This window comes from Lysinibacillus sp. UBA6686 (assembly GCF_002455205.1).
GTDB lineage: Bacteria > Bacillota > Bacilli > Bacillales_A > Planococcaceae > Lysinibacillus > Lysinibacillus pakistanensis.
Window position 1 is genome coordinate 1 of the sequence record NZ_DKJS01000061.1, and the last position, 16,849, is coordinate 16,849.

The 16,849-nt window shown below is 38.5% G+C and carries 14 protein-coding genes; all 14 read left to right on the top strand.

Features of this window, described 5'->3' with window-relative positions:
• Nucleotides 1-230 (top strand): 30S ribosomal protein S2 (gene rpsB, locus B2R82_RS15835; protein ID WP_286925849.1); only part of this gene is annotated, 230 nt, incomplete at its 5' end.
• A 102-nt stretch (nucleotides 231-332) separates the two neighbouring features.
• Entirely contained in the window at nucleotides 333-1,220 is an 888-nt protein-coding gene (gene tsf / locus B2R82_RS15840) for a translation elongation factor Ts (protein ID WP_286925850.1), read from the top strand.
• Between the two features lie 213 nt (nucleotides 1,221-1,433).
• Nucleotides 1,434-2,159, top strand: a complete 726-nt coding sequence (pyrH, locus tag B2R82_RS15845) for a UMP kinase (RefSeq protein WP_283871187.1) — start codon at nucleotides 1,434-1,436, stop codon at nucleotides 2,157-2,159.
• The gene (frr, locus tag B2R82_RS15850; protein ID WP_286925851.1) at nucleotides 2,159-2,698 is read left to right on the top strand and encodes a ribosome recycling factor; all 540 of its coding nucleotides are present in this window, start codon (nucleotides 2,159-2,161) and stop codon (nucleotides 2,696-2,698) included. The genes pyrH and frr overlap by 1 nt, the downstream gene beginning before the upstream one ends.
• A gap of 372 nt (nucleotides 2,699-3,070) precedes the next feature.
• Nucleotides 3,071-3,865, top strand: coding sequence for an isoprenyl transferase (locus B2R82_RS15855; RefSeq protein ID WP_286925852.1), 795 nt, complete (start codon nucleotides 3,071-3,073; stop codon nucleotides 3,863-3,865).
• Entirely contained in the window at nucleotides 3,862-4,653 is a 792-nt protein-coding gene (locus B2R82_RS15860; RefSeq protein WP_286925853.1) for a phosphatidate cytidylyltransferase, read from the top strand. Before B2R82_RS15855 ends, B2R82_RS15860 begins: the two co-directional genes overlap by 4 nt.
• Nucleotides 4,654-4,725: 72 nt before the next feature.
• On the top strand, nucleotides 4,726-5,871 hold the full coding sequence (gene dxr / locus B2R82_RS15865) for a 1-deoxy-D-xylulose-5-phosphate reductoisomerase (RefSeq protein WP_286925854.1): 1,146 nt from the start codon (nucleotides 4,726-4,728) through the stop codon (nucleotides 5,869-5,871).
• 46 nt (nucleotides 5,872-5,917) lie between these two features.
• Nucleotides 5,918-7,177 (top strand): RIP metalloprotease RseP, encoded by a 1,260-nt coding sequence (rseP, locus tag B2R82_RS15870; RefSeq protein ID WP_286925855.1) that lies wholly within the window; start codon nucleotides 5,918-5,920, stop codon nucleotides 7,175-7,177.
• 477 nt (nucleotides 7,178-7,654) lie between these two features.
• Nucleotides 7,655-9,361 carry a proline--tRNA ligase gene (locus B2R82_RS15875; RefSeq protein WP_286925856.1) on the top strand — a complete coding sequence of 569 codons (1,707 nt, stop codon included), beginning with the start codon at nucleotides 7,655-7,657 and terminating at the stop codon, nucleotides 9,359-9,361.
• A 402-nt stretch (nucleotides 9,362-9,763) separates the two neighbouring features.
• Nucleotides 9,764-14,095, top strand: a complete 4,332-nt coding sequence (locus B2R82_RS15880) for a PolC-type DNA polymerase III (RefSeq protein WP_286925857.1) — start codon at nucleotides 9,764-9,766, stop codon at nucleotides 14,093-14,095.
• A 337-nt stretch (nucleotides 14,096-14,432) separates the two neighbouring features.
• On the top strand, nucleotides 14,433-14,909 hold the full coding sequence (gene rimP, locus B2R82_RS15885) for a ribosome maturation factor RimP (RefSeq protein ID WP_286925858.1): 477 nt from the start codon (nucleotides 14,433-14,435) through the stop codon (nucleotides 14,907-14,909).
• A gap of 24 nt (nucleotides 14,910-14,933) precedes the next feature.
• Nucleotides 14,934-16,073 (top strand): transcription termination factor NusA, encoded by a 1,140-nt coding sequence (gene nusA / locus B2R82_RS15890; RefSeq protein WP_054770639.1) that lies wholly within the window; start codon nucleotides 14,934-14,936, stop codon nucleotides 16,071-16,073.
• Nucleotides 16,074-16,251: 178 nt separating this feature from the next.
• The gene (gene rnpM, locus B2R82_RS15895; RefSeq protein ID WP_283871197.1) at nucleotides 16,252-16,530 is read left to right on the top strand and encodes an RNase P modulator RnpM; all 279 of its coding nucleotides are present in this window, start codon (nucleotides 16,252-16,254) and stop codon (nucleotides 16,528-16,530) included.
• Nucleotides 16,527-16,835 (top strand): YlxQ family RNA-binding protein, encoded by a 309-nt coding sequence (locus B2R82_RS15900; protein ID WP_054770641.1) that lies wholly within the window; start codon nucleotides 16,527-16,529, stop codon nucleotides 16,833-16,835. The genes rnpM and B2R82_RS15900 overlap by 4 nt, the downstream gene beginning before the upstream one ends.
• Nucleotides 16,836-16,849: the final 14 nt, after the last annotated feature.

The window sequence follows — 16,849 nt, forward strand, 5'->3', positions numbered from 1 at the left end:
TTGACCCACGTAAAGAACGTATTGCGGTTGCTGAAGCTCGTAAATTAAACATCCCTCTAGTAGGTATTGTTGATACAAACTGTGATCCAGATGAAATCGACTACGTAATCCCTGCTAACGATGATGCTATTCGCGCTGTTAAACTTTTAACTGCTAAAATGGCTGACGCTTTAATCGAGTCAAAACAAGGTGAAGAGGAAGCTCCAGCTGTAGAAGCTGCTGCTGAGTAATTCACGTTTACAAAAAGGTGATAAGTGGCTCAAAACCCTTATCACCTTTTTTAGAACCTATCATTAAAACTTTGTTCAACCAATTTGAGGAGGAAACACTAAATGGCAAACATTACTGCACAATTAGTAAAAGAATTACGCGAAAAAACTGGCGCTGGTATGATGGATTGTAAAAAAGCGTTAGTACAAACTGATGGTAACTTAGAAGCTGCTATCGACTTCTTACGTGAAAAAGGTCTATCTTCAGCTGCTAAAAAAGCTGACCGTATCGCTGCAGAAGGTACAACTTATATTTTAGAACAAGGTAACGAAGCAATTATCCTAGAAGTAAACGCTGAAACAGACTTTGTTGCAAAAAACGATAAATTCCAAGTATTAGTTGCTTCTTTAGCAGAACAATTACTTGCTGCTAAACCAGCATCAGTTGAAGTTGCATTAGAGCTTACAAATGCTGAAGGTGTAAAAATTGTTGATCAAATTTCAACAGCAGTTGCAACAATTGGTGAAAAAATCACACTTCGTCGTTTCGAAGTGAAAACAAAATCTGATGCTGATGCATTCGGTTCTTACTTACACATGGGTGGTCGTATTGGTGTATTAGTAACTTTAGAAGGTTCTACAGATGCTTCTGCTGCAAAAGATGTTGCTATGCATATCGCAGCAATCAACCCAACTTATGTTTCTCGCGAAGAAGTTTCTGCTGAAGAGGTTGAACGTGAGCGTAAAGTATTAACTGAACAGGCACTTAACGAAGGTAAACCAGAAAACATCGTTGCTAAAATGGTGGAAGGTCGTCTTGGTAAATATTTCGAGGATGTTTGTTTACTTGACCAAACATTCGTTAAAAACTCTGACCAAAAAGTGCGTGATTTCGTTGCATCAACTGGTGGTTCAGTAAATGGTTTCGTACGCTATGCTGTAGGTGAAGGTATCGAAAAACGTGAAGATAACTTCGCTGAAGAAGTTATGAGCCAAGTTAAAGGTAACTAATTAGCTGCATTTGATCCTAATCAAATAATATCTAGATTTTCTAGACAAAAAATGGGGAACACAATTTAACGTGTTCCCTATTTTTCCGAAGAGAGCGAAAAGAAGGATATAATTTTCTATTCTGCCTTATTCACAACTAGTAATTATTGTAATATATACTATAATGGAAAAGGGAATAGAGATGTTTTAAATAAAGTCTGACGGAGGTTTACAATGAGTGTGCCACAATATAAACGAGTAGTTATAAAATTAAGTGGTGAAGCGTTAGCAGGAGAAGCGGGCTTCGGTTTATCACCAAAAATAATCAAGGCTGTTGCAGAGGAAGTAAAAGAAGTAGTAGATCTTGATGTAGAAGTTGCTGTTGTTGTAGGTGGCGGTAATATATGGCGTGGAAAAATCGGTAGTGAAATGGGAATGGATCGTGCGGCAGCCGATTATATGGGAATGCTGGCAACGGTTATGAATTCTTTAGCATTACAAGATGCACTTGAAAAATTAGGCATTGAAACACGTGTCCAATCTTCTATCGTGATGACACAAGTAGCAGAACCATATATTCGTCGTAAGGCAGTTCGTCATTTAGAGAAAAAACGTGTGGTTATTTTTGCAGCAGGTACAGGTAACCCATTCTTTTCAACTGATACGACTGCAGCATTACGTGCAGCAGAAATCGATGCAGATGCGATTTTAATGGCTAAAAATAATGTAGATGGTGTTTATTCTGCAGATCCAAAAGTAGATACAACTGCCATTAAATACGATACACTCACATACTTAGACGTTATTCAACAAGGCTTACAGGTAATGGATTCAACAGCTTCTACTTTATGTATGGATAACGATATTCCGTTAATTGTCTTCTCAATTACAGAACAAGGTAATATTAAACGTGCCGTACTAGGCGAGAAAATTGGAACAGTTGTTAGGAGGAATGCATAATGGCTAAACAAGTATTAGAACAAGCTAAAGAAAAAATGAACAAAACAATCGCAGCTTTCAGTCGTGAATTATCATCAATCCGTGCAGGACGTGCAAACGCATCTTTATTAGACCGCATTACGGTTGATTATTATGGTGCACCAACCCCGATTAATCAGCTTGCAGGTGTATCTGTACCAGAAGCCCGTTTATTAGTGATTACACCATATGATAAAACAATTCTAGGTGAGATCGAAAAAGCAATAATGAAATCAGATATTGGTATTACACCANNCCGTTTAATGATTCCTGCTTTAACAGAAGAGCGTCGTAAGGATCTTGTGAAGCAAGTGAAAAAAGAGGCAGAGGATGCAAAAATCGCTGTACGTAACGTTCGTCGCGATGCCAATGACGATCTAAAAAAACTTGAAAAAGCTGGCGAAATCACAGAGGATGATCTTCGTGGCTACGGTGAAGATATTCAAAAATTAACAGATGAATTCATTGTAAAAGTTGATCAAGTAGCGAAAGAAAAAGAAAAAGAAATTCTAGAGGTGTAAGCAGACGCTTTACATATCTAAGATGGAACTTTTTGAGGAGATGAAGGCGTCCTATACATATCAGGACGTCTTTTCTCTTTACAATTAAATCTATATGTATCAGAGTAATGGAATTTTATACATTCAAGCTTTAATTGTTTTAGAGTGAATACCTTTCATCTATTTTTGCTTTCTTTTTAGATTAAGAAGAACTGATCTTTACTTGAAACGGACACAAAAGTGAGGATTGCATTAAAAAACCTTACTTTTAAGTAGTTCTAAATGAAGCTTGTTCCTACATAGTCAATTTAGAGGGAAAAAAAAGACAAAACATGCTTTTGTTTGTTATGATAGGTTAGTATACGTCCGATTAGTTGTAGTGGGGGAGTTAGCATGTTTAAAAAGCTATTAGGTAAACAAATAAATATGGATACACTATCATTGGGGGAACGTGTTGCCCTTGCTAAAAGCGAGCCAATTCCTGCCCATGTTGCGATTATTATGGACGGAAATGGACGGTGGGCTAAAAAACGCGCGATGCCACGTGTTGCCGGGCACCATGAAGGTATGAAGACGGTACGAAAAGTCACTAGATTTGCGTCAGATCTTGGAATAAAGGTTCTAACAGTGTATGCGTTCTCTACAGAAAACTGGAAGCGTCCAAAAACAGAAGTCGATTTTCTTATGCGTCTACCTGTTGAATTTTTAGGGTCCTTTTTACCCGAAATGATGGAACGTAATGTACGTGTGGAAATGATTGGAGATCCTGCTTTATTGCCCGCACATACACAGAAAGCATTGTTTGAGGCGATGGAGGAAACGAAGCATAATACAGGGTTAATTTTAAATTTTGCCTTGAATTATGGAAGTCGTTCTGAAATGGTCAATGCAATGAAAACGATGCTTCAAAAAGTGCAAGATGGACAATTAACATTACAAGATATAACAGAAGAATGTTTAACATCTCATTTGATGACAGCTCATTTACCAGAGCCGGATTTATTAATTCGTACAAGCGGTGAGGTACGATTAAGTAACTTTATGCTATGGCAGCTCGCCTATACAGAATTTTGGTTTACAGATACATTGTGGCCAGATTTTAGCGAGGAAACCTTATTGGAAGCGGTGGAAAATTATCAGAAACGTAATCGCCGTTACGGTGGGTTGAAGGGAGAAGAAACAACTTGAAACAAAGAATCATCACAGCAATAATTGCAGCTGCGCTTTTTATTCCATTTGTTATTTATGGAAATGCACCATTTACTCTACTAGTGCTTGCAATGGCTGTTGTCGGCTTTTATGAAATACTGAAAATGAAAGGTATTTCACTTTTTTCAGTGCCTGGTATTTTAGGGCTACTTATTTTACTGTTACTTGTTATACCTAACGGCTGGTCAGATAAGGTAGTAGATGCAATTGGCTACTCCTCTAATTTAATGGTTGTGTATGGCATCGTTATGCTATTGCTGATATATGTCGTTCTTGTAAAAAATAAAATCACATTTGATGAAGTGGGTTTTATTTTATTAGGTGCGTTTTACGTGGGCCTTGGCTTCCATTATTTAGTTGAGACAAGAAATGAAGGGCTTGTATATGTTGTCTATTGTTTACTAATTGTTTGGACGACTGACTCAGGAGCATATTTTGTTGGAAGAAAGCTAGGTAAAAATAAGCTATGGCCAGAAATTTCACCGAAAAAAACGATAGAAGGGTTTATAGGCGGAATTGTAATTGCAGTAATCTTTGCTGTAGGGATGCAGGCAATCTACCCATTTGCCAATGGCTACATCTCACTTATTTTCATCACAATTTTTGCATCCATCATCGGGCAAATGGGTGATTTAGTGGAATCTGCCATAAAGCGTCATTTTGATGTGAAGGATTCAGGAACTATATTACCTGGGCATGGCGGAATTTTAGATCGCTTTGATAGTCTATTATTTGTAGTGCCGCTATTACACTTTTTGCATTTTTAAGGAATTAAAGCCATCTAGTTGAATGGTAATGTAGTTTTTCATTTGTTAGAGAGAAAAAGGGGACAATTTGTCGTGAAAAAAATTAGTTTACTTGGTGCAACTGGGTCCATTGGTTGGCAAACCTACGATATCTTAAAGGAACAACGTAATGATTTTCAGCTAGTTGCATTTTCTTCAGGGAAGAATATCGAAAAAACGCGTGAAATGATTGAAACTTTGAAGCCAGAGTTGGTATCTGTTCAGCTAGAAGAGGATGCACAGACATTAGCGAAAGAGTATCCTCAAATCCAATTCTCATTTGGAGAAAAGGGACTTGTTGAGGTGGCTACACATCCTGATTCTACTGTTCTTGTTAATGCTGTTCTTGGTAGTGTTGGTCTAGAGTCGACATTAGCCGCAATTCGAATGGGAAAAACAGTTGCCATTGCTAATAAGGAAACACTTGTAACGGCTGGCCATTTAGTGATGGCAGAGGCAAAGAAATACAATGCTAAAATTTTGCCAGTTGATAGTGAGCATTCCGCAATCTTTCAGTCAATGAATGGCGAAAATCCAAAAAATGTTGAACGTTTAATCATTACAGCCTCTGGTGGTAGCTTCCGTGATAAATCACGTTCGGAATTAAAGCATGTAACCGTTGCCGATGCACTCAAACATCCAAACTGGTCAATGGGTGCGAAGATTACCATAGATTCGGCTACAATGATGAATAAAGGGCTAGAAGTCATAGAAGCACATGTCCTATTTGATATGCCTTATGATAAAATTGATGTACTTTTACATAGAGAAAGTATTATTCACTCTCTAGTTGAGTATCATGATACTAGTGTCATTGCACAGCTTGGTACTCCAGATATGCGTGTGCCTATCCAGTATGCCTTAAGCTATCCTGATCGTATGCCGTTGCATAACGGACAACGACTCAATTTAGCGCAGATTGGTCAGTTGCATTTTCAAGAAATGGATTTCGAGCGCTATCCAGCGTTGCGTCTTGCCTATGAGGCCGGACGTACTGGTGGTACGATATTGACAGCAATGAATGCGGCAAATGAGGCGGCAGTTGCAGCCTTTTTACAAGGGAAAATAACATTCCTAGAAATCGATGAAACAATCGAGCGTGTGATGCAGGCACATAACAATATTTTAGTGCCAGATTTACAGACAATTTTACAGGTAGACGGTGAAACAAGAAAAACAGTGTTAGACATGGTAAAATAACAAAAGTAAGATTACGTTAACTATTCACTTTTAAAGGTGGGGTATTATGCAAACAGCCATTGCATTTATATTAATATTTGGCCTGCTCGTATTCTTCCATGAACTTGGTCACTTCCTGTTTGCGAAACGCGCAGGAATTATGGTTCGTGAATTTGCTATCGGTATGGGTCCAAAAATTTATGGAAAAACACATGGTGAAACAATCTATACGGTACGACTTTTACCAATTGGTGGTTACGTTCGTATGGCTGGTGATGACATGGATGGTACTGAATTGTCACCTGGATACCGTGTAGGACTTGTTGTTGATGAAGATAATCGTGTTAAAAAAATTATTTTCAATCAAAATAATAAGCAGTTACCAGACTTATTATTTTTAGAAGTTGAACGAGCTGATTTAGAAAAGGATTTATTTATTGAAGGCTATGATGAAGAAGAGAATTTAGTACGTTATAGTGTGACAAGGGATTGTATTCTGGTCGAAAATGGAAAAGAAACATTAATCGCACCATATGACCGTCAATTTAACGCTAAAACAGTGGGACAGCGTGCCATGACAATCTTTGCGGGACCATTGTTTAATTTTATATTAGCATTTTTTATTTATTTAATGATTGGTTTATTAAATGGTGTACCTACAAATGAGCCAATTATTACTGAAGTAGTAGAAAATCACCCAGCGGCACAGGCGGGCATTATCGCAGGTGACAGGGTGAAATCAATAGATGGACATGCTGTTGAGACTTGGCAGGATTTAGTTTCCATTGTACAAAGTCGACCTGGTAAGACGATTAATGTTACAGTTGAGCGAGAAGGAACAATGGAAAATCTTACGATGACAGTAAAAGAAGTGAAAGAAGAGAACGGTGAGACATATGGTCAAATTGGAGTGACAAGCCCAAAAGTCCACAACCCATTAAAAGCTGTCGTCTATGGTGCTCAAGAAACATATAAGATGACAATGCGTATATTTGAATTACTGGGAATGCTTATTACCGGTCAATTTACAATTGATGCACTATCAGGACCTGTTGGAATTTACAAAACGACAGAGACTGTTGCCACATGGGGAATCTTTGCTTTAATGAACTTTGCAGCCATGTTGAGTATTAATCTAGGCATCATGAATTTATTACCACTTCCTGCTCTTGATGGTGGTCGCCTATTATTCTTTGGCTTTGAGGCAGTAAGAGGTAAGCCAATTGATCGTCAAAAAGAAGGTATGGTCCATTTTGTAGGGATCGTTCTATTAATGATCTTAATGGTTGTCGTCACATGGAATGATATCCAACGATTCTTCTTTTAGTGAAGAAAGGTTAACGTTTTGACATTATGCCTATACGTAATTGTTACGTCAAGGCAAATATGGATGAAAAACATAGCTTTGAGCGCAATTTATTTGAAACATTGCGTTCAAAGCTAAATTTGTTTATGCTAATTAGAGTATAAACATATTTATCTTCATTCAGCAGAAGACTTCCACCTCTACAAGTGGTGAGATGAATGCGGTTTTGGTTCTTTTCAGTAGGTGACCAAACATCTGCTGAATGAAGATAAAGCCTCTGGCGGATGTCACGGATTTTCAAAGAAATATATATAAGGAACCCAAAATCTTCGCATCCTGCGAAAATGGCTAACTGACCTGCATCGTTAAAAACGCCACGTCCTGTGTCATTACCGAAATGACCGCCCTCGTGCAGGCCCTCGTGCAGGACTAAGCACAATTCAAAATCCGAACGTAATTACGCCAAGGCGAAATTGATGAAAAAAGGTGGAACACTGAATGAAGCAAAGTAAAACATTTATCCCAACGCTACGTGAAGTACCTGCTGATGCAGATGTAAAATCACATAAGCAATTACTACGTGCAGGGTTTATTCGTCAAAATACAAGTGGGGTATACTCGTATTTACCGCTTGCAAAACGTGTATTATCAAAAATTGAAAATATTATTCGCGAAGAAATGGAAGCCATTAACTCTATCGAACTGTTAATGCCTGCATTACAATCTGCGGAGCTGTGGCAGGAGTCTGGCCGTTGGGAAAAATACGGTCCAGAATTAATGCGCTTGAAAGATCGTCATGATCGTGACTTTGCATTAGGGCCTACTCATGAAGAGGTCATTACGACTCTTGTACGTGATGAAATTAAATCTTATAAAAAATTACCGTTAACCCTATATCAAATTCAAACAAAATTCCGTGATGAAAAACGTCCTCGCTTTGGATTATTACGAGGTAGAGAGTTTATTATGAAAGATGCTTATTCATTCCATGCATCACGTGAAAGCTTAGATGAAACATATGATGATATGTATCGAGCATACTCTAATATTTTCTCTCGTCTAGGTTTAAATTATCGTGCGGTTATTGCGGATGCTGGTTCCATCGGTGGGAAGGGTACACATGAATTCATGGTATTATCAGAAATTGGTGAGGATACAATTGCCTACTCTGACACATCTGATTATGCTGCGAACATTGAAATGGCAGAAGTAGTAGTAGATTATCAAGCATCAGACGAAGCTTTAAAAGACCTTGAAAAAGTAGCAACACCGGATCAAAAAACAATTGAGGAAGTATCTGCTTTCTTAAATATTGAAGCTTCAAATGTGATTAAATCATTAGTATTTGATGTAGATGGTGAATTAGTCGTTGTACTTGCACGAGGAGATCATGAAATAAACGATATCAAACTGAAAAATGCTCTAGAGGCTGGCTCAGTTGAACTTGCTAGTGAAGCAGCAATCCAAGACCTATTAAGCTGCGGAGTGGGTTCTATCGGTCCAGTTAAATTACCAGTAGATGTCAAGGTTGTTGCAGATAATGCAATAAAGTCTATCCGTAATGGAGTAGCGGGTGCAAATGAGGATGGGTTCCACTTAATCAATGTAAATCCAGAGCGTGATTTTGCAGTTAATAATTATTTAGATATTCGCTTTATTCAAGAGGGTGATCCATCACCAGATGGACAAGGTATTATCAAATTTGCAGAAGGCATAGAGGTTGGTCATATTTTCAAATTAGGGACTACTTATTCTGCAAAAATGAATGGTACTTTCTTAGACGAGCAAGGGAAGGCACAGCCATTTATTATGGGCTGCTATGGTATTGGTGTTTCACGTATTTTAGCTGCTGTGGCTGAGCAATTCCAAGATGAGAATGGTTTCGTTTGGCCAACTCAACTAGCGCCATATGATATTCATGTTGTACCTGTAAATACAAAGGATGAAACACAGGTAGCCCTAGCAGATGAGCTATATGGCTTATTAAAGTCCTACCGCTATGATGTGCTTTTGGATGATCGTGCTGAACGCGCTGGGGTTAAATTTGCTGATGCAGATTTAATTGGATTACCTGTGCGTGTAACAGTTGGTAAAAAAGCAACTGAAGGTATCGTTGAAGTCAAGTTCCGTCAAACAGGTGAAACATTTGAATGGAAAAAAGAAGAGGTTATTGATCGCTTAAATGAATTTTTCCGTAAAAACTAATTTAAACAAAGGTGTAAATCCTTCCAATAGAGGCTGCCCTTTAACTTCTTTCAGCAGAAGTCTCCCACCTCTATAGGTGGTGAGATGAATGCGACTTTAAGCTATTTTTCAGAGGGTGTCCAAACACCAGCTGAAAGAAGTTAAAGCCTCCTGAGGATGTCACGGAATCGAAAAGGAGTTCTTTATGTAAGCACAAAGCCGATTCCGGACGCAATTATGCCGAGGCATAATTGATTTTTGATAAGATAGTAGTAAAGAATTCGCGACACTTCTGCGGGACAATGAACCAATCAAGCAATAAAACAGATACCAATCAGTATTTGTTGTTGTTTGTAGATCGCCCGTAGAGAGGGTGCGAATTTTTTTCTTCAATTTAGATTGTAGAAAGTAGGTGTTACTAAGTTGGAACAGCAACAAGAGGCAAGAACGAGGTTTCGGATGCTCTTGCAGCAACTAGAGTTAACAGATGATGTTTATATGTCCTTTTTTGAAGAAGGTGAATTATCACGTTTAACCGTTCACAAAAAAAACAGACTATGGCATTTCACCATAAAATTACGAGGAATACTTCCGTTTCCACTTTATCAACTTTTTCGTACACATTTAACAGAGAAATTTTCTGCTATTGCTCAGATCCATACAACATTTGAAACGGTAGAGAAGGACGTGACAGAAGAGCTTGTCCAGGCTTATTGGTTAACTGTAGTTGAACAAATAGATGAAATGGCGCCAACTCTTAAAAATTGTCTTGTATCTCAAATGCCAAACTGGAATGGTCAAAAGATTACTTTATCCTGCATGCAAGAAATGGAATTTATGATGCTAAAAACAAAGTATGCAGAAAAGCTTTCTACGAGCTATAGTCAATTCGGTTTTCCAACAATGGCTGTAGACTTTGTGTTACAGGATGAAACAGAAGAAATGATTGCAGCACAGGAAGCTTTTATGGAGCAGAAGCGCTTGGAGGAAGCTGCATTAGCCCAACAAGCGATACAAGATTATCAAAAACGTGAGCAGGAGAAGAAAGACAATCCAGCCATGGCGAACCTTGGCGATCGTCCATTCCAATTGGGCATGCATATTAAAGATGATGAGATTATGGAGATTAAACGCATTGTGGAGGAAGAGCGTCGGGTTATTATTGAGGGCTTTGTCTTTGATACGGAAATTAAGGAATTGAAAAGTGGTCGCTCATTATTACAAATTAAAATGACTGACTATACGGATTCTATCATTGTTAAAATGTTCTCTCGCGATAATGATGATGCCGAACTGATGCAACATTTGAAAAAGGGCATGTGGATAAAAGTTCGCGGCTCTGTTCAAACAGATACATTTATTCGGGACTTAATTGTGATGGCCAATGATATCAATGAAATCAAAAAAGAAACACGTCAGGACAAGGCACCAGAGGGAGAAAAACGTGTTGAATTACACTTGCATACACCAATGAGTCAGATGGACGCTGTTACTCCAGTTGATCGACTAGTGGGTCAGGCGGCAAAATGGGGACATCCAGCTGTTGCTATTACAGATCATGCAGTAGTGCAATCCTTCCCAGATGCGTATGCAGCAGGGAAAAAACATGGCATCAAAGTAATCTATGGTATGGAAGCAAATTTAGTTGATGATGGTGTGCCAATTGCTTATGCCTCTGAGCATCGATTATTAGCTGACGCTACCTATGTTGTATTTGACGTGGAAACAACAGGTCTTTCCACCGCTTACGATACAATCATAGAGCTTGCTGCAGTTAAAATTAAAGATGGACATGTGATTGATAAATACGAAAGCTTTGCCAATCCACACCATTCATTATCAGCGACCACCATTGAACTAACAGGTATTACAGACGATATGGTACGAAATGCACCAGAAGTGGAGCAAGTCATCAAGGAGTTCCATGCATTTATTGGAGATGGGATTGTGGTAGCTCATAATGCATCATTTGATATTGGCTTTTTATATACAGGCTATAAAAAATATGAGCTAGAGGATACCATTCATCCAGTTATTGATACGCTGGAGCTTGCCAGATTACTCTACCCGACGATGAAAAATCACCGTTTAAATACACTATGTAAAAAATTTAATATTGAATTAACCCAGCATCACCGAGCTATTTATGATACTGAGGCAACGGGTTACTTACTTTTACAGCTGTTAAAGGATGCAGATGAATTAAACATTAAATATCACGATGATTTTAATAAGCATGTCGGTGGTGGAGACGCTTATAAAAAAGGAAGACCTATGCACTGCACGATAATAGCAGTAGATAATGCTGGGCTTAAAAATTTATTTAAAATCGTCACTCACTCACATACAAAAACGTTCTATCGTGTGCCTCGTGTTACACGAGCGGTCCTAGAGCAATATAGAGAAGGTTTATTGATCGGATCTGGCTGTAGTAATGGTGAAGTATTTGAGACGATGATGAATAAATCACCAGAGGAAGCTGAGAAAGTTGCACGATTCTATGATTATATTGAGGTTCAGCCTAAGGCAGTGTACGCACCATTAATTGAGCGTAATATCGTTCGTGATGAATGGACACTTGAGGATATTATTCGAAAACTTGTAAAGCTTGGGAAGAAGCTTGATAAACCAGTTGTGGCAACAGGTAATGTTCATTATTTAGATCCGACAGATGGGATGTTCAGACAAATATTAATTGGTTCACAAGGTGGTGCCAATATTTTAAATAAATCAAAGCTACCTGAGGTTCATTTTAGAACGACGGATGAAATGCTCAAGGAATTTGACTTTTTAGGGCCAGATCTTGCGAAGGAAGTTGTTGTTACCAACTCTCAAAAAATTGCAGATATGATTGGTGATGTGAAGCCTATTAAAGACGATTTATATACACCTAAAATTGAAGGCTCGGATGATGAGGTAACCAATTTAACTTATGAAATGGCTCATCGCATTTATGGAGACGATTTACCTGAAATCGTGAAGGCACGTATCGAGAAGGAATTAAAATCGATTTTAGGTCATGGCTTTGGTGTAATTTATTTAATCTCTGCGAAGCTAGTGAAAAAATCACTAGCTGATGGTTATTTAGTTGGTTCCCGTGGTTCCGTTGGATCTTCGTTAGTAGCAACCTTTATGGAGATTACAGAGGTAAATCCATTACCACCTCATTATATTTGCCCAAATTGTAAGCATTCTGAGTTTTTTGATGATGGATCTGTTAGCTCAGGTTTTGATTTACCAAATAAAGATTGTACAGAATGTGGAACACCTTATAAAAAGGATGGACAAGATATTCCATTCGAAACATTCCTTGGTTTTAAAGGAGATAAGGTGCCTGACATCGATTTGAATTTTTCTGGTGAATATCAACCAAATGCCCATAACTATACAAAAGTTCTATTCGGTGAAGATTATGTATTTCGCGCTGGAACAATTGGTACAGTTGCTGAGAAAACAGCGTATGGCTATGTAAAGGGCTATGCAAGTGATAATAACCTGCATTTTCGTGGAGCAGAAGTAGATCGCTTAGTGCAAGGCTGTACAGGTGTAAAACGTACAACTGGACAACATCCCGGGGGAATCATCGTAGTACCAGATTATATGGATATTTACGACTTCTCCCCAGTACAATACCCTGCGGATGCACAGGATGCCGAATGGCGAACAACTCATTTTGATTTCCATTCCATTCACGACAATATTTTAAAACTGGATATTTTGGGACACGATGATCCGACTGTGATTCGGATGTTGCAGGATTTATCAGGTATAGATCCAAAAACAATTCCAACAGATGATCCAGTCGTTATGAAAATTTTTAGTTCCCCTGAATCTTTAGGTGTAACAGAAAAACAAATCGGCTGCAAAACAGGAACATTAGGAATCCCAGAGTTTGGTACTCGATTTGTGCGTCAAATGCTAGAAGATACAAAGCCATCCACTTTTTCAGAGCTTGTGCAAATTTCGGGGCTTTCCCATGGAACAGATGTATGGCTAGGTAATGCTCAGGAATTAATACAAAACGGTACATGTGTACTGAAAGAGGTAATTGGCTGTCGTGACGATATCATGGTGTATTTAATTTACCAAGGTCTAGAACCGTCATTGGCCTTTAAAATTATGGAATCCGTGCGTAAAGGGAAGGGATTATCTGATGAGTTTGAAGCAGAGATGCTTGCAAATAAGGTACCAGGCTGGTATATCGAATCGTGTAAAAAAATAAAATACATGTTCCCGAAAGCCCATGCGGCAGCTTATGTGTTAATGGCAGTACGTATTGCTTGGTTTAAGGTACACTTCCCAATCCTTTATTATGCAGCTTATTTCACAGTTCGTGCCGATGATTTTGACTTAATATCAATGGTACAGGGCTCACAAATGATTCGTGCCAAAATTGATGAAATCAATATGAAAGGCTTAGATGCTTCAACAAAAGAGAAAAACTTACTAACGGTTATGGAGCTTGCACTTGAAATGTGTGAGCGTGGTATGAGCTTCCAAAAGGTTGACTTATACCGTTCACAGGCTAGTGAATTTGTCATTGATGGTAACACATTAATCCCCCCATTCGATGCGATTCCTGGGCTTGGTACGAACGTTGCGAAAACAATTGTGGCGGCACGTGAGGAAGGCGAGTTTTTATCGAAAGAAGACTTACAGCAACGTGGTCGTGTATCTAAAACATTAATTGAATACATGGATCAACTGGGCTGTTTAGAAGGCATGCCAGATGCTAATCAGCTATCACTATTCTAATGATTACGTTAGTTTTTATGACAAACTAATGGACATTTTCGAATTCCAGACACATTTATAATGTGTCAATGATGTCTAGAATAAGGAAATTTGCATTGTGCTGTAAACTGTGCTATTCTTATGGTAATAATTTGTTGATAATTTTCCAGCAAAAGAGTGGGGCCTTCCCGCTCTTTTCTGTTGTTATACCGTAGCAAAACAAATTTTTGACTAACAGCAGGTAAGACCGTAAAATTTCACCAAATCAATGGTGGAATTTCTGTTTTATTATGGTTCATTATAGGATTTCGTAATGAATCGTTATTACGCTAGAATTTAATAGATACAGGAGGCAACAATGAGCAAAGTACCATCTTTAATTGAAGAGCTCGCTAATCCAATTGTAGAAGAGTTAAACCTTGAGTTAGTGGATATCGAGTTCGTAAAAGAAGGGCGTAACTGGTTTTTACGTGTTTATGTCGATACACCTGAAGGCGGAATTGACATTGACCAATGTGCTCAAGTAAGTGAAAGACTTAGTCTACTATTGGATGAAAAGGATCCAATTACACAAAACTATTATTTAGAAGTTTCTTCACCTGGAGCAGAACGTCCACTAAAAAAAGATGCTGATTTTGAAAAAGCGATTGGTAAATTTATTTACGTAAAGACCTATGAGCCCATTAAGGACATGAAGGAATTCCAAGGCTACTTAACGTCATACAATGAACATACATTAGTGATGGAAGTACGTATTAAAACGCGCAAAATAACAGTAACCATTGAACAAGAAAAAATCGCATTGGCACGATTAGCCATCGATTTTTCAGCATAATGCATATTTAGGAGTGAAAACAAAATGAGTAGTGATTTGTTAGATGCGCTAACTGCGCTAGAAGAACAAAAGGGAATTTCAAGAGATGTGTTAATTGAGGCAATTGAAGCGGCATTAGTTACAGCTTACAAACGCAACTTTAATCAAGCACAGAATGTTCGTGTGGACTTAAATTTAGATAAGGGCTCTATTCGTGTCTTTTCACGTAAAGATGTTGTAGAAGAGGTTGAGGATGACCGCTTACAAATATCTTTAGAGGATGCCAAGGCTATCAACCCTGCTTATCAATTAGAAGATGTGGTTGAGCAAGAAGTGACACCTCGCAACTTTGGTCGTATTGCTGCTCAAACAGCAAAACAAGTCGTGACACAACGTGTACGCGAGGCTGAACGAGGCTTAATTTACGAACAATACGTAGACCGTGAAGACGATATTGTCACTGGTGTTGTTGAGCGTCTTGATGCTCGTAATATTTATGTAGGCTTAGGTAAAGTAGAAGCTGCTCTACCAGTCAATGAACAAATACAAGGTGAAAAATATCATCCGCATGATCGTATTAAAGTCTATATTACAAAGGTTGAGCGAACAACTCGTGGACCGCAAGTCATTGTGTCACGCACACATCCAGGGTTACTACGTCGATTATTTGAGATGGAAGTACCTGAAATTTATGAAGGTATTGTAGAAATTAAATCAATTGCTCGAGAAGCGGGAGATCGTTCAAAAATTTCTGTATATGCACATAATGAAGAAGTAGATCCAGTCGGCTCATGTGTAGGAGCAAAAGGTGCTCGTGTTCAGACTATTGTCAATGAATTAAACGGAGAGAAAATCGATATTGTTGAATGGTCAGAAGATCCAGTTGTTTTCGTGGCAAATGCTCTTAGCCCTTCAAAGGTTTTAGATGTGCAAGTAAACGAAGAAGAAAAATCTACAACGGTTGTCGTACCTGACTATCAATTATCTCTGGCAATTGGTAAGCGTGGTCAAAATGCACGTTTAGCTGCAAAGCTAACTGGTTGGAAAATTGATATTAAAAGTGAAACAGATGCCCGTGAGCTAGGTATTTATCCATCTGCTACAAGCACTTTCATTCCTGCTGAAGATGAAGAAAGTGATTTTGAGGATGTAGCAGTTGACTTATATCAAGACGACGAAGAATAAGTAAGAAAGGCCGTGTGACTAGTCTGCTGCCACTATTCAGTGGACGTTGAGGGCGTCGACTGAATAATGGCATTGTCTACCTTGTAAAAAGTTATGGTTTCTTAATCAGGACATGACTGAGGTAATGCGTGGCTAGTCCACCTCTTACGACAAGCTTCAGAGAGGAAAGGTGATTCTTATGGCTGTTAATAAAAAAATACCTCTTCGCAAATGTGTAGCTACCGGAGAAATGCTACCAAAAAAAGAAATGATTCGTGTTGTTCGTTCAAAAGAGGGTGAGGTAAGCGTGGATATTTCTGGAAAGAAATCCGGACGAGGTGCTTATGTCTCTAAATCAGAGGAGGCAGTTGAAATCGCTCGTAAGAAAAATGTTTTAGGGCACCAGCTTGATGTAAAAATACCTGAAGAAATATACGATGAACTACTATTGTTGATTCGTAGGGAGTCTATAATATGATCCAGCAAGCAGTGTTTAATTTGCTTGGAATCGCGGCAAGAGCCCGTAAAGTCATTTCAGGAGAAGAGTTAGTAGTAAAGGAAGTCCGCAATGGTAATGCTAAGCTTGTACTGCTTGCAAACGATGCTTCTAAAAACTCTAGCAAGAAAATTCAAGATAAATGCACGTACTACAACGTTGAGTATCATGTAATTGGTGATCGTTATGATCTAGGACATGCTACAGGTAAGGAGGCCCGAGTGGCTTTAGCTATTACCGATAAAGGTTTTGCAAGTAAATTGTCTAGTCTACTCAACGAAAAATAATCGGGGGTGAGCAG

Coding starts and splice junctions, on each gene's coding strand:
- rnpM (WP_283871197.1), top strand. CDS start 16,252: ATGGCTGTTAATAAAAAAATACCTCTTCGCAAATGTGTAGCTACCGGA.
- B2R82_RS15855 (WP_286925852.1), top strand. CDS start 3,071: ATGTTTAAAAAGCTATTAGGTAAACAAATAAATATGGATACACTATCA.
- rimP (WP_286925858.1), top strand. CDS start 14,433: ATGAGCAAAGTACCATCTTTAATTGAAGAGCTCGCTAATCCAATTGTA.
- pyrH (WP_283871187.1), top strand. CDS start 1,434: ATGAGTGTGCCACAATATAAACGAGTAGTTATAAAATTAAGTGGTGAA.
- tsf (WP_286925850.1), top strand. CDS start 333: ATGGCAAACATTACTGCACAATTAGTAAAAGAATTACGCGAAAAAACT.
- B2R82_RS15875 (WP_286925856.1), top strand. CDS start 7,655: ATGAAGCAAAGTAAAACATTTATCCCAACGCTACGTGAAGTACCTGCT.
- nusA (WP_054770639.1), top strand. CDS start 14,934: ATGAGTAGTGATTTGTTAGATGCGCTAACTGCGCTAGAAGAACAAAAG.
- rseP (WP_286925855.1), top strand. CDS start 5,918: ATGCAAACAGCCATTGCATTTATATTAATATTTGGCCTGCTCGTATTC.
- B2R82_RS15900 (WP_054770641.1), top strand. CDS start 16,527: ATGATCCAGCAAGCAGTGTTTAATTTGCTTGGAATCGCGGCAAGAGCC.